This window comes from Campylobacter sp. RM12651, assembly GCF_022369475.1.
Lineage (GTDB): Bacteria > Campylobacterota > Campylobacteria > Campylobacterales > Campylobacteraceae > Campylobacter_E.
In genome coordinates, this window is record NZ_CP059600.1 from 986,424 (window position 1) to 1,005,561 (window position 19,138).

The following is a 19,138-nucleotide window of genomic DNA, read 5'->3' on the forward strand; positions in this document are numbered from 1 at the left end:
TGATTAACCTTTTTTATTAAAAATTATAAATTTATAAATTAAACGAAAGAGAAGTAATGAAAAAAGCTTTATTTTTAGTAATTTTGATATGTTTTACAGCTTGTGTTAGGCAAAATGATGAATTTTATAATTCAAAAGAAGAAATAATGTTAAGGTCTTATTATGTAAATGATTGCATTATTAGTTATTTAGGAGTTAAGGATAATAACGATTATTTTGTGATTGCTAGTAAAAATGAAATTGAACATATAATAATTGAAGGGTATTTGGTTCAATTTTTAAAACTGCCAAAAAATGAATTTAATTTGCCTTATAAAAATGATTTTTTATATTTTTACAAAATAATAAATACTGCTAGTAAAAAGACAAATATTGATATGGAAATTACTTTAAATAATGAAGAAACAAGAAGCGTTAAAATACAAAGAATTTCAAAATCTCTTGAATATCAATTTTAAGGGCTAAAAACCCTTAAAATTACGCTAATAATGACGCTATTTGAGTTTGGTTAAAATTAACTTGCTGAGCGTTTTTAAAACTTTCTTCATTTTGCTTTAAAAAATTAGCGTTTAATTTAGAAAAATCTTCATTTTTAAATCTATCGTTATTGTTATTTGCTGTTTTTAAACTATTTTCTATTTTTTCTAAATCATTTTTCAAATCAACTTTATTTGTATTATTATTTTGAATTTTTGAAATCATTTCATCTTGTTGAGTGCTGATTTCTTGATATTTTTTCTCGCTTAATTTTTCTTCACTTACTTTTTTCTCATTTAATTGTTCTACCGAAGTATCTTCAACTTTTTGAGTAGGTTTATTTTGAGCCATTAAGACATTGCTTTGTATGTTATTGTTAATTTGCATACTAAACTCCTTTTAAATTTTGCCGATTATAGCCTATTTTTCTTTTTTCTTAGTAAAAAATAATATTAATTGTAAAATAACCATAACTTTAAAAATCATTTCACTTTGCTTATGATTATCATCAAAATCTTTACTATCAGTAACGCCTAAAGCCTGCATATCAAGCACATTAGCTGTATAATAAAATACAAACACTAAGGCTAAAATCAAAATTATTAGGCTTAAAATTGGCTTTAAACTAAATAATTTATTTGAAATACTTTCATAAATAATATTTAAAAAGCTTACGAAAAGTAACAAATAATTAAATTTTACAAACACTTGTGTCATCAAAAGTCCGCTTTGAAAGTGGCTTAAAATCCCATCTCCAATAATTGCACTAGGATAAAAAATAATAGGAGCAACAACAATTCCTATGAATAATTCTACAAAAATTATTCCAGCTAATAAAAAATCATTAATTTTTTTCATAATCTAACCTTTCTGCTATAAAAACTCTATCAAAACCATTTAAATCTTTATAAAAACTAGCCTTAAAATTCTTTTCTTTTAGATAATCATTTAGGATTTCTTTTTGATCATATCCAAATTCGCACATTAAAAATCTCACATTTTCTAAATAACATTTATCAATTATTTTAAATAATATCTCATATCCTTTTTTACCACCAAAAAGCGCTGTTTTAGGCTCTTTTAATACTGATTTATCTAAATTATATTCGGTGCTAATATATGGAGGATTTGAGATAATTAGTTCATAGTCTTTAAAATTAACTTTCATAAAATCGCTAATAAAAAAATCACAATTTACATTATGCAATTTAGCATTTTCATTGGCTAGTTGTAAGGCTAATTTGTTTATATCACAGGCTTTTATATTTGCTTTTGTAAATAATTTTAAAAATATACTAATAATCCCACTTCCAAAACCTATTTCAAAAATATTTTTTATATTATTTTGATTTATTAGATTTATTGCTAAATCTATTAGTATTTCAGTATCATTTCTAGGAATTAACACTCCTTTAGCACATTTAAATTCTAAATCTTTTATATAAGTTTTTGAGAATATGTATTGCAATGGAGTGCCGTTTTTGTATTCGTTTGCAATACTTAAAAGTTTAATTTTATCGCTTGGATTTATCACATTTGCCCTTGCGACTGAATACTCAAGCATTGAATATGAAAAATACTCCATTATAATCTGTCTTGCAATTACTTCATTGCTTAGGGCTTTTAATTCGTTAAATGTGGCTATCATTTAATACACTTATTCTTCTACTTAAACTCGGATGAGTTTTATAAATCATTTCATAAATAGCGTTATGATCTAACAAGGCTTTATTATGAATAGCTAATACCTTTAAAGCACTTATCATATCGTTTTTGCTAGTTTTTATTGCTCCGTGTTTATCTGCACTAAATTCATTTTTTCTTGAAATAGAATTTAAAATAGGACTTAAAATAAACGAAATTGCCGAGCCTACCATAATAAAAGCAAACAACGGGCTAGATACAAAGCCTTCTAAATTAAATTGATTTTCAAAAAAACTTGAAAAATATCCAAAAAACGCAAAGGTAATTAATAGATTTAAACCACTTATAAAAAGCATTTTTAAAATATCTTTATGTTTAAAATGCCCTAATTCGTGAGCTAATACGGCAAGTAATTCATCTTTACTCATAGCATTGATTAAAGTATCATAAAGAACTACTTTTTTTGCTCCAAACATACCCGCAAAATAAGCATTAAGTCTAGTATCGTTTTTACTAGCGTCCATACTAAATACCCCATTACTTTTAAAGCCACATTCATCTAATAATTTTGCAATATCATCTCTTAATTCACCTTCTACAGGGCTTAACTTATTAAACAATGGAACTATAAAATTAGGATAAATAACCATAGCTAAAAGACTAAAAATAAATAAAATAACAAAGCCACCTATCCACCAAAACTCGCCTAATTTAGCAATAGCAAAAAGCAAAATATAAACTAAAGCTCCACCTATAATTACTAATAAGATTAATGATTTTAAAAGGTCTTTAAAATACATTTTAGGAGTTTTTTTATTAAAGCCGTGCTTGGTATCAACAACCATAGTTTTATAATAATCTAAGCAAGTTAGAATGCAAGAATTTATAATAAAATACAATAAAACTAAAATAGTATTATCAAGCAGTGAATTAGGCTCAAAATGAACCTTTAATACATTAAATAACACCAATATAAATACGCAATTTAAAATAAGTGCTAAAAAATTATTTAGTATTGAAAATTTATGCTCAACTATGGCTATATTTTTAAATTCTATAAATTGCTCATCACTTAAAAAACCTTTATTTGTTTTTGTTTTAATATGATTTATTTCAAGTAATTTAAGTATTGTTTCAATCACAAAAATTACACTAATTATACTAATTATCAACATTTTCTAACCTTTCTGTAAGTTCTAAAACTTCGTAATACTCATTTTCTAAAAGCTCTAATTCCTGATTTAAATTCTCAAGCCTTTCATTTAAAGCTAATATCCCATATTTTTCATATTTTGTAGGGTCGCTTAAGTATTCATTTAATAATCTAATTTCTTTTTCAATCTCTTCAATCTTAACTGGGTGTTCTTCTAGGATTTTATTTTGTTTATAGCTTAATTTTACGCTTTTTTTACGCTCAACTTTTACTGGTTTTTCTTTATCATTTTCTATTTCACTATTTAACTCGCTTAATTCATCGTTTAATTCTAAAAGCTCACTAAATTTCATAGTTTCAATTTCAATTGATTGATTTGAAAAGGCAAAAAGCTTAGTAGCAAGTCTATCCGTAAAATATCTATCATGACTTACAAATATCAAAGCACCTTTAAAATCCATTAAATACTGCTCTAAAATATTAATCGTAGCAATATCTAAATCATTAGTAGGCTCATCTAAAATTAATACTTCATAATCTTTTGTAAAAAGTTTTGCTAAAGCCACCCTACTTTTTTCGCCACCACTAAGTGAGCCGATTTTATAAGTAAGTTGTTCTTTAGGAAATAAAAAATGCTTTAAATATCCATATACATGCATATTAGAGCCTTTCACATTGATAGTATCACCGCCATTTGGACAAAAATACTCAATCAAAGTTTCATCATCTTTTAAATCACTTTTTTTCTGGTCAAAATATCCTATATTTATCTCACCTTTTTTTATAAAACCACTGCTAGGGCGAAGCTTTTCAAGTAGAATTTGTAAAAAGCTAGATTTTCCACAGCCGTTTTTGCCTACAATTGCTATTTTTTCACCTTGCAAAATCCTTGCATTAAATGGCTTAAATAATAATTTTTCGCCTAGTGTTAGGCTAATATCGTGTAATTCAAAAAGCATTTTTTTCTTATTTGCTATGAGTGGATTTGATTTTATATCACTTGCACGGGCAAGCTCAACTCTTAGTCTATTCAAAATACTAGGATTTTTTTTAGCCTCTTCACGCATTTTAAAAATACGCTCTTTTCTACCTTCGTTTCGCTTAAGCCTTGCTTTTACCCCACGACGCAGCCATTCTTCTTCGCTTTTTAATTGTTTTACTAAGGTTTCATAGCTTTTATTAAGGCTTTCTAGTAATCTTGCCTTAGCTTGTAAATAATTTGAATACCCACCTTCAAATTCTCTTAATTTTGCATCTTCTATTTCTACGCATTTACTTGCAATGTTGTCTATAAAATATCTATCGTGACTTATAAAAATAACACATTTTTTACTAGCTTTTAACATATCTTCAAGGTATTTACACATAGTTACATCTAAGTGGTTCGTAGGCTCATCTAAAATCAAAACATCAGGAGATTTAAGCAGCATACAAGCAAGGCTTAATCTTCTTAATTCCCCACCACTAAGACTTGCTAGATTTCTATTTATAAAACTACTTAATTCAAATTCTTTTAAAGCTCTATTTATTTTGCTATCAATACTCCAAGCGTCCTTACTCTCTATTAAATCAAATAAAATTTGTTGTTTTTGTAATAATTCTTTATCATTTGGATTAGTTGATAGTTTAGAATTAATCTCATTATATTCGCTTAAAGCATTAAAAATATCGCCTAATTCTAATTTAATATATTCATCTACGCTAAGATTATAATCTATATTAATGCTTTGAGAAAGCATAGAAAAATTTATACTTGAATTAATCAAAACCCTACCATTATCAGGTTCTATTTCTTTAGTAATTATTTTTAAAAATGTAGATTTGCCCTGCCCGTTTTTACCTATTATTGCGATTTTTTCGCCATCGTTTATACTAAAATTTACATTTTTTAAAATAACTTTTTCGCCGTAAGCTTTATCAATATCAATACAATCTATTAAAATCAATTTAAATAATCCTTAAGTTTTTTAAAGGCTAGTATTCTAGCCTTTAAAGATTATTTAACATCTACATCAAAATAAATTTCAACTTCTTCGTGAGTTTTCTTTCCGTGAAGTGCCGAGATTTGTTTATCAGTTGAAAGTGCTGTAAATGCTTCAGTTGTATTAAAATCAGTATTCATATTTATTACTCCTTTTACAACTAATTTACCATCAGCTACGCTATAAGTCATTGGAATTTCTTTTGTAATATCATTAAATGTGATTACACCTGTAGCACTACCACTTGTTTCATCACCTTTTACATCTTTTAAACTAGCTTCAATTTTGCTATTTTTTAAATTTGCAATATAAGTTCTATGGATATTGTTTTCACGAATTTTATCTTTTGTATTTTCGTTAGCAAAATCCATACTTGCTTTAGTTCCGTTTAAAATATCTACAACAGAGCCACTTGTTTTGCTAAATTCAAATTTAGCATCATCAATAACGCCAGGAACACCTAATTTTTTTTCCATTTTAAAACCAACGAAATGAGCTTTTACACTAGCTTCATCAATAGTAATTGCATAAGCACTTGAGCCTAAAATCGCAGTAGCGATGATTGAAGAAAATATCTTTTTCATTTTTTATCCTTTTTTTTAAATTGAACCATTATTATACGATATTTTGTTAATCATTATCATTTCTAATAGAAATTTTTATTAATTAAAATTTTATATATTTATGCAATTTTTTTAAGGAGAAAAAATGTTAAAACAAATTAAAAAGTTAGCTTTAGTGTTGCTTGTTAGTTCAAACTTATTTGCCTTAAGTGAAGGTGTAGAATACAATGTACTTGAAAATCCAATCCCAAATTCTGATAATTCTTTAACAGAAATATGGTCTTATCAATGTTCGCATTGTTATTTACACCACAATCACAATACTTTAGGACTAATAAAAGAGCAATTAAAAGATTTAGATATTAGATTAATGATGGTAAAAACTTGGGGAAAATTTGGTCAAGAAATGGCTAATTTACTTGCATACGCACATTATCAAGATGAAAAAAATAAAATTAGCTTGATTGATAAAAATAGCCTATATGATAAAATTAGTAGCGTTTATTTTGTTGAAATGTTTAAAAATAAATCAACTTGGAATAATAATCCTGATGAATTTTATAAATCTGGTCTAAGTATTCTTGGAATTTCAAAGAAAAAATTAGAAAGTTTCTTGCAAAGCCCTGAAGGAAAATATTTGTTAAGCTCAACTGATATTGCAAATGAAATTGCTAATACTTACGGAACTCCAACTTTTATTGTAAATGGAAAATATGTAATCAATTTAGCTTATGCAAAATCTCCACAAATGCTTATAGATATGATAAACGAACTATCTAAAAAATAAGGATTTACTTAGGTAAATCCTAAATATTTCTAATACTTGTATTATGAAGTAGTGAAATGTTGCATAAAATTATAAAACTCTTACAATATTTATCTTATTATTTATCTTGGTTATGCGTAGTTGTTGGCTTGATTGAACTTTTTATGGGCTTTAATTTTGCTTATTATTTTATATCTGCAATTTTGCTTTCTGCTATTTATGGAAGTATTAAAAAGAGATTAGATGAGATTAAATTTAATAAATACTTTTTAATAATTTTAGCTTTAGTATCTGCTTATAAATACTATGAATTTTTTATAAAAGAGCCAAATGACTTAATAGTAAAAATCATAAATGCTAATAAAACTTGCCTAGAAAATCAAAGATATTGCATAATAAATGAAGTTACTACAAAAGAACTCAACGCTGTATTACTAGATAAAAACAATGATGAAATTCTTAAATATCTAAAAAAATATGGATTTAGAAAAAATGAGAAAAATAATATGCTGTATTTTCAAGATACTATTTATAACAACCCAGTTGATATAGCAATAAAATTGCAAGATAATCAAATAAATAAAATATATTATAAAGCAGATAGAAAATAAATCTACTTTACACAAAATAAGCAAATCCTACTTATATACCTTATAATGAATTTCTTGGATTACTTTATCTTTATAAATTAAAGCTATGAAAATAGTCTTACCAAACACTACATTTTTATAACAAATATTAGCATTTTTATAACACCTTAGCATTTTAAATTCTTTAAAATATTCATAAACTTCATAAGAGCTTTTATCCTTTATATTTTTATTAAGTGCATTGATTAAATTAATATCATCTACTAAAAAATAATCATCAAAATTAATCGTTTTAGCCTTTATAATCTGCATTACAAGTTCATTTGGCTGTTTTAAAAAATAATCATAATATTTATAGGCGCAAAATACTAGCAAGATAGCTAAAACAAGTGCTTGGTATTTAATTGTATTTTTACCAACTAATTTATAAATTATGAAAAATAAAATCGCATAAATAATGTCTAAAATAAAATCATTTTTTACATAAAGATTAAATAAAGCATTAGCTAAGGCAATAAACATTATATTAAATGAAAAATATTTTAAAACACTAAAAAATCTATCTTTTAAATATATTTCAAAGTTTTTTAATCTTTTAGAAATTATATAATAAAGCATAAAAGATAGGCTTAAAATTATCAAATAAATTATAAAATCCAAGTGATTATTAAAACTCAATGGATTTATATTGATTAAATAAAACAAAGCTAAAGCTACGAAAAAGAAAAACCAAGCTAGATAAAAAAGTATATTTTTTATAAATACAATAAAATCATTTTTAAAAGTCATATATTCTCGCATTATATTATTTTAGTTTTGAAATAATTTTATTGTAAATATAATTTATTGCAAGAGCTAAATACATATAAAACAAATTAATATTTAAAATAACTTCTTCTGAAAATATTTTATAAAATTGTTGATAGTAAGTAATAAAAATAGCAATAGTTAAAAAAATAAATAAATTGTCTTAACTCTAAAAAAATAACACACAATATGTATTATTAAAGATATAACTAATAAGCTAAAACTAGGAAAAATATTATAAAAAAGATACAATAATGCAACAATAAAAATCAAACTTATATACGCATATTCTATATTGATTTCATGTGAAATTTTATTTTTAAAACTAGCAAACAACCACATATAAGGTAAAATGAAAAAATGAATAATTGTAAAAATTATGTTGAAAAATATATAGCTATCATTTGAGTTATGTGAAAATGCTTTAGTTAAAAGCCCTAAATCAACAGAATAATAAAGTGATAAATAAAACAAGAATAATAAAAATCTATAAATACTAATCTTCAAATAAGAAAATGGAAAAAACATAGCTTTAAAATAATCAAAATCTATTAAAGCCTTATCCTTGCTATTTAAATTAATAATAACCCAAGATATTAGCATATTAATATAGTTTTTCATTACTTTCCTTTTTTATTAAAATAAATCTTGTATATATTCTATTCCAAGAAATGGCTCGTATCTTATTACAATATCTTTCATCACAATACCATTGTCTGTTTCATTACTAACGAATGTTATATCATAATATTGACCTTTTATAATCTTCTTGCAAGAATAAACATTATTTTTAAATTTAATTTGTTTAAATCCACTATCCTCAAAATATTTTTTAGTATTATCTCTTATTTTTGTATTAACATAATCAAATAAATCTAAATCATTTTTTATCACATAGATATATCCGCCTTTCTTTCCATCTGTAAAATACCCTTTATTAGAACTTATAATCATTTTTATTAATTCATTTGGTTCTTTTATATGTGTTATATAAAATTGTGAAATTATTAGCAAAGTTGATAAAGTAATAAAAATATATAAAACTTTTTTAGAAGGTTTATAATCTCTTATAATCATTGACATTAACAAATAAAGAAAAGCAAAAACTATCGTGCAAAGCAATAATATATCATTACAAACATTGATATAAATTAAAGATACAAGATGTATAAAAAAAATTATAAATAAAGCAAGAAAAATATTTTTCAAAATACCTATGATAAGTTTTAAAATATTAAAAATTTTACCAATACATTTCATAGTTTTACCTTTTTTTGTTTGAATAGTATTTAAAATACATAAAATACAATTAAAATTCTAATTTTTATTAATATAATTTATTTTATATTAAAATCTTCTCATTAAAAAGCTTGATATTTTTATAAAAGAATTTAAATGTTTTTAAAAGAGTTTTATTAACCCTAGCTTAGGTATTAATTAAGCTAGAGTTATTTGGAATTTTATTCCCATTCTATAGTTGCAGGTGGCTTACTAGAAATATCATAAACTACTCTATTAATTCCATTAACTTCGTTTATAATTCTTCTACTTACATTCTCTAATAATTCATAAGGTAAATGAGAAAATGTAGCTGTCATACCATCACTTGCATCAACTGCTCTTAAAGCTATTGCATTATCATAGGTTCTATTATCACCCATTACTCCAACGCTTCTTACATTTAACAATACGCAAAATGCTTGCCAAGTTTTATCATAATAACCATTTGCTTTAAGCTCTTGAATGAAAATATCATCAGCTTCTTTTAAGATATTTAGGCTTTCTTCATTTACTTCACCCATAATTCTAATTGCAAGTCCTGGACCTGGGAAAGGATGGCGATATACTAAGTCTTTAGTAAGACCTAATTCAAGTCCAAGCAATCTTACTTCGTCTTTAAATATTTCTTTTAAAGGTTCAACTAATTTTAAATTCATCTTTTCAGGTAAGCCACCTACATTGTGATGGCTCTTAATTGTTTTTGAGCTACCTACAACGCTACTTTCAATAATATCAGTATATAAAGTGCCTTGAGCTAAAAATTCAACACCTTCTTGTTTTTTTGCAAAATCTTCAAATATTTCAATAAAGGTATTTCCGATAATTTTACGCTTAGTTTCTGGGTCTGTTACACCTTTTAATTTTTTTAAGAAAATTTCTCTTGCATCAATAGTATTTAATTCTATTCCGAATTTTAATTTAAGCATACTTTCTACTTGCTCTTTTTCATTTTTTCTAAGCAATCCAGTATCAACAAAAACTAAAATAGTTTGTTCTTTAATAGCACTAGCAAGCAATGCAGCCACAACGCTACTATCTACACCACCACTAATTGCACAAAGAACCTTTTTATCTCCAACTTGCTCTTTAATTTTTTCAATTTGTGTCTTAGCAAATGAACCCATATTCCAAACGCTTTCGCAATTGCAAACATATTTTGCAAAGTTTTTAAGAATATTTTTACCAAATTCACTATGTTGAACTTCAGGATGAAATTGTAAGGCATACATTTTTTTCTCATCATTACCATATACACAAAATGGACTATTATCACTAACAGCAATAGTTTTAAATCCTGCTGGTAAATTCTCAACCTTATCAGAATGGCTCATCCAAACCACTTGAGATTTAGGTAAGTTTTTAAATAAACAACTATCTTCTTGAATGCTAATTTTAGCTTTACCATATTCTTTATGTCCTGCAGGTGCAACAACTGCTCCAAAATGATGAGCCATTAACTGCATTCCATAACAAATCCCTAAAATCGGCAAACCTAAATCAAAAATTTCTTTATCGCAAAAATAAGCATCATTTGCATAAACACTAGCAGGACCACCACTTAAAATAATACCTTTAGGCTCATAATTTTTAATATCATTCGCACTAATGTTAAATGGTAAAATAAGTGTATAAACTCCTTGCTCTCTAAGTCTTCTAGCAATAAGTTGGGTATATTGCGACCCAAAGTCAAGCACTAAAATATCTGCTTTTTCCATTAATTTCCTTTCCTAATATAAATCAAAATATTCAAATTGTAACCACCAAACAATAACACTTAGAACATAACCTAATAAAACAGTCCAAGCATATTTCATATGAGAGCCAAAGGTATAAATTCCACGCATTTTTCCCATTACTCCAACCCCAGCAGCAGAACCAAAACTAATTAATGAGCCACCTATTCCAGCCGTTAAGGTTACTAAAAGCCAATCATCTATATTCATATTTGGATTTGCTTTTAAAACCGCACTCATTACAGGCACATTATCAACTACCGCACTTAAAAATCCAACTCCAATATTTGTGCTCATAACTCCAGCAAAATCATATAATCTTGAAGCATAAGCTAGCCAACCTGCAAAATGAAGTGCTCCAACAGCGGCTAAAATACCGAAGAAAAACAACAATGTATCCATTTCAATTTTAGTCATATATGAAAATATATTTATATCTTTTTTGCCACGAGCGACATTAAATCTATAAGTATAAAGACTTAAAAGTGATAAGCCAAACATCATTCCCCACATAGCAGGTAAGCCAAATAATGAGTGCATTAAAACTGCACTAAAAATTGTTAAAGCACCTAAGAAAATAATGATTTTTCCACCATCTTTTATACGCTCAACTTTTAAAGATTTTTCATCAAAATTAGGTTTTACATTTGGAACGAATTTGCTTAATAAAAACGCAGTAAGCCACCAACCAAGGAAACTAGCAGGAAATAATGCGAAAAAGTCTATAAAAGGACTTTTACCAGCAGTCCAAACCATAAGAGTTGTAATATCTCCAAAAGGACTCCAAGCTCCACCTGCATTTGCAGCTACAACTATATTTATAGCACCAGGAACTAAAAATTCCTTTTTTTGATTGTCAATTGTAAGTAAAACGGTTGAAAGAATTAAAGCTGTAGTTAAATTATCAGCAACAGGAGATATGAAAAATGCTAAAAGCCCAGTTAGCCAAAATAATTTTCTATAAGTATATCCCTTTGTTACAAGCTTATATTTTAAGGTATTAAACACATTACGCTCAATTAAAGCTTCAATATAAGTCATAGCAACCATTAAGAAAAACACTATTTCAGCAATCTCTTCTATTAAATCCTTTACTTCATGCTCTAATGGCTCTGTGCTTTTTCCATTTAGACACAAATAAAGCCCTAAAATAATAAACATTAAAGTTCCAATAAATATTGCAGGTTTTGTTTTGTTTATATGATATTTATCTTCAGCTGCGATAAAATAGTAACCGATGATAAATATCACTAAACATAAAATTCCTGCCCATGAAAATGTAATTTCCATAAAAGCTCCTTTTAAAAAAATGATAGATATTATTTACTCTAATTCAACAAAGGGTAATTTTTGCGTTTGCGTTGACTTGTTATTATAATAACTTGGGTCGCTTTTATACCCACAAGCAGAAAACAACAAGGCAGCAAGTAAAACAATATGGTGGAATTTAAAAACATTGAAAATATTCATAATATTCTTTCTTCTCATAATAAAAACCTTTTATTTTTAAAGATTAATAAGCAATTAAAATTATTTATTTTAAGTATGCCACCTGACCTTAAATATAAATTAACTCAAAAAGGTGTAGTTTGTGATGTATTTAAAAAATATAACAAAAATTGCTTTAGAATTAGAGTTTATCATCCGACTTTAGCACAAGACTTAAGAAATGATTCAACTATAAAAACATTAAAAGAACATATTAAAATATATAAAAGAATTAATCCAAAAGACGCTGCTATTTTAAATCTATTTGAAGAAGAAATTATAATTAATTCTAATGCTATTTTAAAAGCATATATTGATTATGAAAAATCAAAACAACCAAAAATATTTTTAAAAGATTTAATGTGTGAGAATTTTCAAAATCTAGCGATATATGAAGAGCAAAAAATATTAATAAATAATCTAAAAGAAAGTATCAAAAAAACAAATGCAAAAATCAAATCTCTTAGACAAAATTAAATCATTACCAAATTCTTCTGGAGTTTATAGATATTATCATAATAATACCTTGCTTTATGTAGGTAAAGCAAAAGATTTAAAAAAAAGAGTTAAAAGCTATTTTGCCTTTACTCCAAGCCTTAGAGCAAATCCTAAAAACTCTCCTAGAATTATAAAATTAATTGAAGAAGCAAATAATTTAGAATATACCGCTACAAATAGTGAATTAGACGCACTGATTTTAGAAAATTCATTAATTAAACAAATGCGACCAAAATATAATATTTTATTAAGAGATGATAAGACTTATCCATATATTTGCTGTGATTTAAAAGAGACTTATCCAAGATTTGAGATAACTAGAAAGGTTAAAAAAGACCCACTGACTAAATATTATGGGCCTTATGCTAGTGGGGCTAAGGATTTGTTAGAAGCATTGTATTTATGTTATCCATTAAGACAAATGAAAAGCTGTAAAAAAAGATGTATATTTTATGATATGTCAAGATGTTTAGCTCCTTGTGAGTTTAGTGTTAAAGATGAATATGAAAATATCTTAAAGCAAGCCTTACAAGCTCTTAAAAATCCAAAACAAATGCTACAAACTTTAAATGAAAAAATGTTTAGATACGCTGATAATGAAAACTACGAAGAAGCGGCAAAAATAAGAGATATGATAAATCATATAAAGAATTTAAATCAAGAAATTGAAGTGGATTTGGCAAAAGATGTTAGTTTTGATGTATTTGCAATAACCAATAATAACGAATTCTTATCAAGCACTAGATTGGTGATAAATCACGGAAAAGTAATAAGCGTAATAAATGAAAAAATATCTAATAAAGAAGGTGATTTTTTAACCCAATTAATACTAGCAAACTATAAAGAAGGAATAATTCCAAACAATATTTATATAGAAAATCACAATGAAAATATAGAACTCTTAGAAGAATACTTAAGCAATCTTGCAAATCATAAAGTAAATATAAAAATCGCAAAAACTTTGGAGATAAAAAAACTAATTCAATTAGCTAAAAACAATGCTTTAATAAATCTTGAAAAGACTGAAAATAATATAGCAAATAAACTAAAAAGCTTTTTTAATCTTAGCAATACTCCTTATAATATTGAAGTGTTTGATAATTCACATTTTCAAGGTCAAGCAATAATTGGAGCTTTAATTAGTTATGATGTGTTTTCTAATAGTTTTAATAAAAATAATTATAAAAGATTTAATCTTACTAGCAATAACGATTATGAACAAATGAGAGAAATGCTTACTAGAAGGATAAATTCTTTTGATAAATCAGCCTGTCCTGATTTGTGGATTATAGATGGTGGAAAGGCTTTATTAGATTTAGCAAACGAGCTTTTAGCTCAAAATGAAATCAATTTAGATGTAATTGCAATTTCCAAAGAAAAATTAAATCATTTAGCACATAGAGCAAAAGGTGCTGCTAGGGATAAAATACATTTTAAGGATAAGGAATTTAATCTTAAAACAAGTGATGAAATATTGCAATTTATTCAAAAACTAAGAGATGAAGCACATAGATTTGCAATTACTTGTCATCAAAATGCAAAAAGAAAACAAGATATAAAATCATCAAAATTAGAGCAAATTGGAATTTCAAAAGCTAGTATCGTAAAATTATTAAAATACTTTGAAAATTATGAAAATATATACAATGCAAGTTATGATGAAATAGCAAAAGTAACAAATAAAAATGTAGCAACGAAAATTAGCCAAATTATTAAGTAATCATTTAATTTAATAGACATAATTATGCTCTAAATTATATAAAGGATTGTTGTGTTCCCAAGCTTGTTTAATATATTATTATGTGCTATTTTAATAGCAAGTTTATTTATAGAAAACCTATTAAATCAAACAATTTTTACAATTATTCTAGCAATAATTTTGATATTTAATGCTGTTAGTTTTATGGCTGCATTAATTAGAAAAAAAAGTGCTAACCAAAAAATAAATATTTTAAAAGAAATTTTAAAAAGTTTAGGTGCTAATAGCGATAACTTAGATTTGAATAAGAATTTAAGATTAATCGTTGATGAGGTTGGTAAAATCAAACAAAAAATGATGGCTTTGCAAAATCACAACGAATTTTTACATAAGCATTTAATTGATAATGCTAAACAATTAAAGAATATAAATGCCGTGTTATCTTATACAAATGACAAGAATTTAAATCAAATTAAGGAATTAATAGAAAAGCATAATGAAGATAATATTCAAAATATATACTCTTTAACAAAAACTACAATTACATACGAAACTAATTATGATAATTTTGATAATGAGTTAAATCCTAATTTTGCAGGTGCAAAAATAGCTATTTTAAATAATGATTTATTAGAAAACTTTTTGCTAGAAACATTACTAAATCAATACGGAATTAGTGTTGATTTTTATACAAAAATTAATGATTTTTCAAATTATGCCTGCGTTATAGCTGATGAAAATTTTAATTATAAAGAAAAAAATACAATTATTTTAAGTGAAAATTGCAATAAAGATAGTTTTTTAAAAAGACCTTTTAATAAAAATAAATTAAAAAATATTTTAGTAACAATGCTAAATGATTATAAGAGTGATATGAATACAACAAATTATCAAAACGATGTATTAATATTGCTTAGTTCTGATATGCAAAGTGATTATTTATATCATATCGCAAATAAACACGCAAAATTGAATAAAAAAGTAGATAGTATAAGTTCATTTAAAGATGAACTAAAAAATAATTATAAAATCATTGCCATTGGATATGAGGCTATTTTATTTGATTATGAAAGTTTAGTTAGCAATATTAATCAAGTAAAAAGCGAAAATCCAAATACTTTTATAATGTTATTTTTAGGCAATAAACACGCTAAAAAGAATTTAGATTTTGCAGATTTGATTATTAAAGATGCTACAGAAACACAAATTGCAGAAGTAATGAAGAAATATTTATGATTAGATACTTGCTTTTTAAATACCTAAGATTTGATAAATCAATGCCATTTATTATGATTACTAAGCTACTTGCTTTTATCGGAGTAGCTTTAGGAGTTTGTGTTTTAATAATAACTATGGCAGTAATGAATGGAATGAATAAAAGCTTTATTGATAAATTACTTACTATGAATTATCCAATTACTTTATATCCTAAAACCACATTAATTGATGAAGAATTAATAAATGAATTAAGTAAAGATTATAAAATTAGTCCTTTTATTCAAACACAAGCTGCTATTAAATATGGTAATGAAATGAGAGGTGCTATAATTTTTGGGATTGATTTTGAAAAAGAAAAAGAAGTAAATAAAATTTTTAAAGATTATTATTTAAATTCTAATTTGAAATTTCCTGCAATTTTAGGCAATTTACTAGCTTCAAGATTAGAAGTTAATAAAGAAGATAAAATACATATAATTTTTACAAATCTTAATGCAAATGCTTTTAGTATTACACCTAATATAAAAAGTTTTTATGTAAATAATACTTTTCATTCAGGTCTAAATGCTTATGATTCATCATATGTATATGTAGATATTAAAGATTTACAAAAGGTATTAAAAAATAATGAGATTACAGGCATTCACATAGATACTGCAAATCCTAAAGAAGAAATTAAAAAATTAAATGAAAAATACAAAAATAATTATTTTTTAGTTGGCTGGTGGGAGCAAAACGGCAATATTTTAAGTGCAATTGACTTAGAAAAAAAAGCATTATTTTTTATTTTAATGATGATAGTAATTATTGCTAGTTTAAATATAATTACTTCTTTATTTATGATAGTTTTAAATAGAAGAAATGAAATAGCCCTACTTTTAGCGTTAGGAACAAGCAAAAGCGAAATACAAAAATCATTTTTTACCATTGGTTGTTTTATAGGATTTATCGGAATTATTTTTGGTTGTTTATTAGGATTTTTTGGACTTTGGTTTTTAGATACTTTTGATATTATTTCTTTACCAGCTGATGTTTATGGTAGTTCAAAATTACCTATTAATTTAAGTATAAGTGATTTTTGTTTTATTATTTTAGGTGCTAGTTTAATAGTAGTGTTATCATCACTTTATCCAGCATATAAAGCAAGTAAAATTGATGTATTAAAAACTTTAAGAAATGAATAAAAAGGAGTTGTGTTATGCAAATGTTTAAAAAAGAAGATATGAGAAAAGTTGTAGAATTTTTTACTGCTAATATTTATAGGTATTTTTATGATATAGATTTTGAATTTTGTCTTACTTATATCAAAAGCCCTGATGAAGAGCATAGAAAAGTAATTGCTAGTATTTTAAGAAAAACTGATTGTGTATTTGAACTAGATAGTGGAATAATAATATTATTTTCTGGAACAAGTAAAGAAAAAACACAAATAATAAGTAATGAAATATATGATTTTTTAAATACTAAAGCAAGAGATTGTGTAGCTTTTTATCCTTATGATGGAGATAATTTTGATGATTTAATGTTAAGATTAAATAATCTTACTACTAAAAACTATAAAGTAAATATCTTAGATGAATCAAATTAAACATATCATTGATTTATTAAAGCAAGGAAGAAATGTATTTTTAACAGGTGGTGCAGGAGTTGGAAAATCCTACACCATAGAAAAAATCATAAAAAGTGAAGCTTTTAAAACCATAGTCTTAGCAAGCACTGCACTTGCTGCTATTAATATTGGTGGAGACACTGTTCATAGATTTTTTAAATTACGCCTAGCTAAAAACATTAATGAGCTAAAAACAAGTAAAGATGATTTAATGGCTTTAAATAAGTCTTTATCAAATATAGATTTAATAATAATAGATGAAATTTCAATGATTAGTAGTGATGTTTTTGATATGATTTATTCAAGGCTTTTTGGTTATAGCAATATAAAATTACTAATAGTTGGAGATTTTTATCAACTCGAACCTGTAAAATCCGATGGAAATTATGCTTTTTGCTCTAAATATTGGAATGAATGTAATTTTAAGGTGATTGAGTTAATTACCCAGCACAGAATGGAAGATAAGGAATTTTATGAAAATCTAAGAAGTATTAGGATTGGCAATATAACTAATACTTGCATAGAGTATTTTAAAAAGTATAAAATTCAAGATGATATAAATAATTATGATGATTATACAATTATTTGTGGCACCAATGAAGAAGCAAAAAATATAAATAATGCTAAACTTAAAAAAATTGATGATGAAGAATATGTTTTTAACTCAAGTATTAAAAAAAATACAGAATTAAATGAAGAACAAGAAAAAGAATTTAAACAATGGCTAAAAGCTCAACCAATTGAAGAAGAATTTATTTTTAAAATTGGAGCTAAAGTTATTTTTACTTATAATTCTGATAATTATTATAATGGAATGCAAGGAGAAATAATTGCGTGGGATAAAAGTGAGCAGGAACTAAAGATTAAATCTAATAGAATGATTTATTCAGTTTATCCTAAAGAATTTTTATACTTTAATGACCCTGAAATAGCAGCTAGCTATAGGGTTAATCCTAATTTGGTTGATACCAAGCCTGATGCTATATTAAAAGCATTCCCACTAAAATTATCATATGCTATTACTATACATAAAAGTCAAGGAATGAGTATTGATAAGTTAATTTGCAAATGTGATAGGATTTTTGCACAAGGTCAGCTATATGTTGCATTATCAAGAAGTTCAAATCCTAATAATTTTAAAATTATTTTTAATGGAAGTGATAAATCGTATGAGAATTTGTTTAGACTAAAGGCAAAGACAAATCAAGTGGTAAAGACATTTTATCAATTTTGCGATAAGGAACAATTATGAAAAAAATAATGCTAATATTTTTTAGTATTTTTGCATTTGCAAATAGTATAGAAATTAATAATTTTGAGACCGATTTGTATTCAAAATCAAACGGGCTTAAAAAAATTACTTTAAGTTTAAAAATCATAGGAGATAATGTTAATAACGAAAATGATTATATACAAGATAGTATTAATATGGTGATTTCTAGCTATTATTACGAAGATTTATTTACAGAACTTGGTAAGGAAAATCTCAAAAAAACCATAATAAAATACGCAGGTAAAAAATACTCTGTAAATATTGATGATATATTAATCATAAATCTAAAAAGCAAAGATAGTGCAGAAGCGATAAAAGAGATATTAAAAGACGCAAATTTAATATAAAAATTAATAA

General features: G+C 25.3%; 21 protein-coding genes. 10 read left to right on the forward strand and 11 right to left on the reverse strand.

The features are described from left to right. Nucleotides 1–56 precede the first annotated feature (56 nt). Nucleotides 57–458, forward strand: a complete 402-nt coding sequence (locus AVBRAN_RS04835) for a hypothetical protein (protein WP_239803692.1) — start codon at nucleotides 57–59, stop codon at nucleotides 456–458. A 19-nt stretch (nucleotides 459–477) separates the two neighbouring features. Here AVBRAN_RS04835 and AVBRAN_RS04840 read toward each other — a convergent pair whose 3' ends face one another. Genes AVBRAN_RS04840 through AVBRAN_RS04865 form a run of 6 tightly spaced genes read right to left on the reverse strand, consistent with a single transcriptional unit; the run spans nucleotide 478 to nucleotide 5,840 of the window. Further along, nucleotides 478–864 (reverse strand): hypothetical protein, encoded by a 387-nt coding sequence (locus tag AVBRAN_RS04840; protein WP_214120460.1) that lies wholly within the window; start codon nucleotides 862–864, stop codon nucleotides 478–480. Nucleotides 865–897: 33 nt separating this feature from the next. Beyond that, complete coding sequence (locus AVBRAN_RS04845; RefSeq protein WP_239803693.1) at nucleotides 898–1,335, reverse strand: DUF4149 domain-containing protein; 438 nt, start codon at nucleotides 1,333–1,335, stop codon at nucleotides 898–900. Beyond that, the gene (locus tag AVBRAN_RS04850) at nucleotides 1,322–2,125 is read right to left on the reverse strand and encodes a HemK/PrmC family methyltransferase (protein ID WP_239803694.1); all 804 of its coding nucleotides are present in this window, start codon (nucleotides 2,123–2,125) and stop codon (nucleotides 1,322–1,324) included. The genes AVBRAN_RS04845 and AVBRAN_RS04850 overlap by 14 nt, the downstream gene beginning before the upstream one ends. Further along, complete coding sequence (locus AVBRAN_RS04855) at nucleotides 2,109–3,296, reverse strand: M48 family metallopeptidase (RefSeq protein WP_239803695.1); 1,188 nt, start codon at nucleotides 3,294–3,296, stop codon at nucleotides 2,109–2,111. Before AVBRAN_RS04855 ends, AVBRAN_RS04850 begins: the two co-directional genes overlap by 17 nt. Continuing rightward, entirely contained in the window at nucleotides 3,283–5,220 is a 1,938-nt protein-coding gene (gene abc-f / locus AVBRAN_RS04860) for a ribosomal protection-like ABC-F family protein (protein WP_214120464.1), read from the reverse strand. Before abc-f ends, AVBRAN_RS04855 begins: the two co-directional genes overlap by 14 nt. Nucleotides 5,221–5,270: 50 nt before the next feature. Further along, nucleotides 5,271–5,840, reverse strand: a complete 570-nt coding sequence (locus tag AVBRAN_RS04865; RefSeq protein ID WP_214120465.1) for a hypothetical protein — start codon at nucleotides 5,838–5,840, stop codon at nucleotides 5,271–5,273. A gap of 124 nt (nucleotides 5,841–5,964) precedes the next feature. Between AVBRAN_RS04865 and AVBRAN_RS04870 the strand changes: the two genes are divergently transcribed. Further along, nucleotides 5,965–6,606 carry a thioredoxin domain-containing protein gene (locus AVBRAN_RS04870; RefSeq protein ID WP_214117544.1) on the forward strand — a complete coding sequence of 214 codons (642 nt, stop codon included), beginning with the start codon at nucleotides 5,965–5,967 and terminating at the stop codon, nucleotides 6,604–6,606. Nucleotides 6,607–6,662: 56 nt separating this feature from the next. After that, nucleotides 6,663–7,196, forward strand: coding sequence for a hypothetical protein (locus AVBRAN_RS04875; protein WP_239803696.1), 534 nt, complete (start codon nucleotides 6,663–6,665; stop codon nucleotides 7,194–7,196). A gap of 27 nt (nucleotides 7,197–7,223) precedes the next feature. Here the strand turns inward: AVBRAN_RS04875 and AVBRAN_RS04880 are convergent, their stop codons facing one another. The 5 genes from AVBRAN_RS04880 to nhaD all read right to left on the reverse strand — a co-directional run bounded on the left by AVBRAN_RS04880 (nucleotide 7,224) and on the right by nhaD (nucleotide 12,286). Then, nucleotides 7,224–7,976, reverse strand: a complete 753-nt coding sequence (locus AVBRAN_RS04880) for a hypothetical protein (protein WP_239803697.1) — start codon at nucleotides 7,974–7,976, stop codon at nucleotides 7,224–7,226. A gap of 147 nt (nucleotides 7,977–8,123) precedes the next feature. Then, nucleotides 8,124–8,603, reverse strand: a complete 480-nt coding sequence (locus tag AVBRAN_RS04885; protein WP_239803698.1) for a hypothetical protein — start codon at nucleotides 8,601–8,603, stop codon at nucleotides 8,124–8,126. Between the two features lie 15 nt (nucleotides 8,604–8,618). Further along, nucleotides 8,619–9,242, reverse strand: coding sequence for a hypothetical protein (locus AVBRAN_RS04890; RefSeq protein ID WP_239803699.1), 624 nt, complete (start codon nucleotides 9,240–9,242; stop codon nucleotides 8,619–8,621). A 200-nt stretch (nucleotides 9,243–9,442) separates the two neighbouring features. Next, complete coding sequence (guaA, locus tag AVBRAN_RS04895; RefSeq protein WP_214117549.1) at nucleotides 9,443–10,978, reverse strand: glutamine-hydrolyzing GMP synthase; 1,536 nt, start codon at nucleotides 10,976–10,978, stop codon at nucleotides 9,443–9,445. A 12-nt stretch (nucleotides 10,979–10,990) separates the two neighbouring features. Further along, nucleotides 10,991–12,286 (reverse strand): sodium:proton antiporter NhaD, encoded by a 1,296-nt coding sequence (gene nhaD, locus AVBRAN_RS04900; protein ID WP_214117550.1) that lies wholly within the window; start codon nucleotides 12,284–12,286, stop codon nucleotides 10,991–10,993. Between the two features lie 147 nt (nucleotides 12,287–12,433). On the opposite strand from nhaD, the gene AVBRAN_RS04905 reads away from it, so the two are divergent. Genes AVBRAN_RS04905 through AVBRAN_RS04935 form a run of 7 tightly spaced genes read left to right on the forward strand, consistent with a single transcriptional unit; the run spans nucleotide 12,434 to nucleotide 19,128 of the window. Then, nucleotides 12,434–12,961 carry a hypothetical protein gene (locus AVBRAN_RS04905; RefSeq protein WP_214117551.1) on the forward strand — a complete coding sequence of 176 codons (528 nt, stop codon included), beginning with the start codon at nucleotides 12,434–12,436 and terminating at the stop codon, nucleotides 12,959–12,961. After that, the gene (gene uvrC, locus AVBRAN_RS04910; RefSeq protein WP_239803700.1) at nucleotides 12,930–14,702 is read left to right on the forward strand and encodes an excinuclease ABC subunit UvrC; all 1,773 of its coding nucleotides are present in this window, start codon (nucleotides 12,930–12,932) and stop codon (nucleotides 14,700–14,702) included. The genes AVBRAN_RS04905 and uvrC overlap by 32 nt, the downstream gene beginning before the upstream one ends. 51 nt (nucleotides 14,703–14,753) lie before the next feature. Then, the gene (locus AVBRAN_RS04915; RefSeq protein WP_239803701.1) at nucleotides 14,754–15,917 is read left to right on the forward strand and encodes a hypothetical protein; all 1,164 of its coding nucleotides are present in this window, start codon (nucleotides 14,754–14,756) and stop codon (nucleotides 15,915–15,917) included. Then, nucleotides 15,914–17,083, forward strand: coding sequence for an ABC transporter permease (locus AVBRAN_RS04920; protein ID WP_239803702.1), 1,170 nt, complete (start codon nucleotides 15,914–15,916; stop codon nucleotides 17,081–17,083). The genes AVBRAN_RS04915 and AVBRAN_RS04920 overlap by 4 nt, the downstream gene beginning before the upstream one ends. A 14-nt stretch (nucleotides 17,084–17,097) precedes the next feature. Next, nucleotides 17,098–17,487 (forward strand): hypothetical protein, encoded by a 390-nt coding sequence (locus AVBRAN_RS04925; RefSeq protein WP_214117555.1) that lies wholly within the window; start codon nucleotides 17,098–17,100, stop codon nucleotides 17,485–17,487. Continuing rightward, the gene (locus AVBRAN_RS04930; protein WP_214117556.1) at nucleotides 17,474–18,760 is read left to right on the forward strand and encodes a DEAD/DEAH box helicase; all 1,287 of its coding nucleotides are present in this window, start codon (nucleotides 17,474–17,476) and stop codon (nucleotides 18,758–18,760) included. Before AVBRAN_RS04925 ends, AVBRAN_RS04930 begins: the two co-directional genes overlap by 14 nt. Then, nucleotides 18,757–19,128 (forward strand): flagellar basal body-associated FliL family protein, encoded by a 372-nt coding sequence (locus AVBRAN_RS04935; protein ID WP_214117557.1) that lies wholly within the window; start codon nucleotides 18,757–18,759, stop codon nucleotides 19,126–19,128. Before AVBRAN_RS04930 ends, AVBRAN_RS04935 begins: the two co-directional genes overlap by 4 nt. Nucleotides 19,129–19,138 lie beyond the last annotated feature (10 nt).

Bases quoted from the DNA above. Each gene is read 5' to 3' on its own strand.
- AVBRAN_RS04870 (WP_214117544.1), top strand. From the start codon at position 5,965: ATGTTAAAACAAATTAAAAAGTTAGCTTTAGTGTTGCTTGTTAGTTCA.
- AVBRAN_RS04920 (WP_239803702.1), top strand. From the start codon at position 15,914: ATGATTAGATACTTGCTTTTTAAATACCTAAGATTTGATAAATCAATG.
- AVBRAN_RS04875 (WP_239803696.1), top strand. From the start codon at position 6,663: ATGTTGCATAAAATTATAAAACTCTTACAATATTTATCTTATTATTTA.
- AVBRAN_RS04845 (WP_239803693.1), bottom strand. From the start codon at position 1,335: ATGAAAAAAATTAATGATTTTTTATTAGCTGGAATAATTTTTGTAGAA.
- guaA (WP_214117549.1), bottom strand. From the start codon at position 10,978: ATGGAAAAAGCAGATATTTTAGTGCTTGACTTTGGGTCGCAATATACC.
- AVBRAN_RS04880 (WP_239803697.1), bottom strand. From the start codon at position 7,976: ATGCGAGAATATATGACTTTTAAAAATGATTTTATTGTATTTATAAAA.
- AVBRAN_RS04925 (WP_214117555.1), top strand. From the start codon at position 17,098: ATGCAAATGTTTAAAAAAGAAGATATGAGAAAAGTTGTAGAATTTTTT.
- AVBRAN_RS04835 (WP_239803692.1), top strand. From the start codon at position 57: ATGAAAAAAGCTTTATTTTTAGTAATTTTGATATGTTTTACAGCTTGT.
- AVBRAN_RS04935 (WP_214117557.1), top strand. From the start codon at position 18,757: ATGAAAAAAATAATGCTAATATTTTTTAGTATTTTTGCATTTGCAAAT.
- AVBRAN_RS04865 (WP_214120465.1), bottom strand. From the start codon at position 5,840: ATGAAAAAGATATTTTCTTCAATCATCGCTACTGCGATTTTAGGCTCA.
- AVBRAN_RS04850 (WP_239803694.1), bottom strand. From the start codon at position 2,125: ATGATAGCCACATTTAACGAATTAAAAGCCCTAAGCAATGAAGTAATT.
- AVBRAN_RS04905 (WP_214117551.1), top strand. From the start codon at position 12,434: ATGGTGGAATTTAAAAACATTGAAAATATTCATAATATTCTTTCTTCT.
- uvrC (WP_239803700.1), top strand. From the start codon at position 12,930: ATGCAAAAATCAAATCTCTTAGACAAAATTAAATCATTACCAAATTCT.
- AVBRAN_RS04885 (WP_239803698.1), bottom strand. From the start codon at position 8,603: ATGAAAAACTATATTAATATGCTAATATCTTGGGTTATTATTAATTTA.
- nhaD (WP_214117550.1), bottom strand. From the start codon at position 12,286: ATGGAAATTACATTTTCATGGGCAGGAATTTTATGTTTAGTGATATTT.
- AVBRAN_RS04930 (WP_214117556.1), top strand. From the start codon at position 17,474: ATGAATCAAATTAAACATATCATTGATTTATTAAAGCAAGGAAGAAAT.
- AVBRAN_RS04855 (WP_239803695.1), bottom strand. From the start codon at position 3,296: ATGTTGATAATTAGTATAATTAGTGTAATTTTTGTGATTGAAACAATA.
- AVBRAN_RS04840 (WP_214120460.1), bottom strand. From the start codon at position 864: ATGCAAATTAACAATAACATACAAAGCAATGTCTTAATGGCTCAAAAT.
- AVBRAN_RS04890 (WP_239803699.1), bottom strand. From the start codon at position 9,242: ATGAAATGTATTGGTAAAATTTTTAATATTTTAAAACTTATCATAGGT.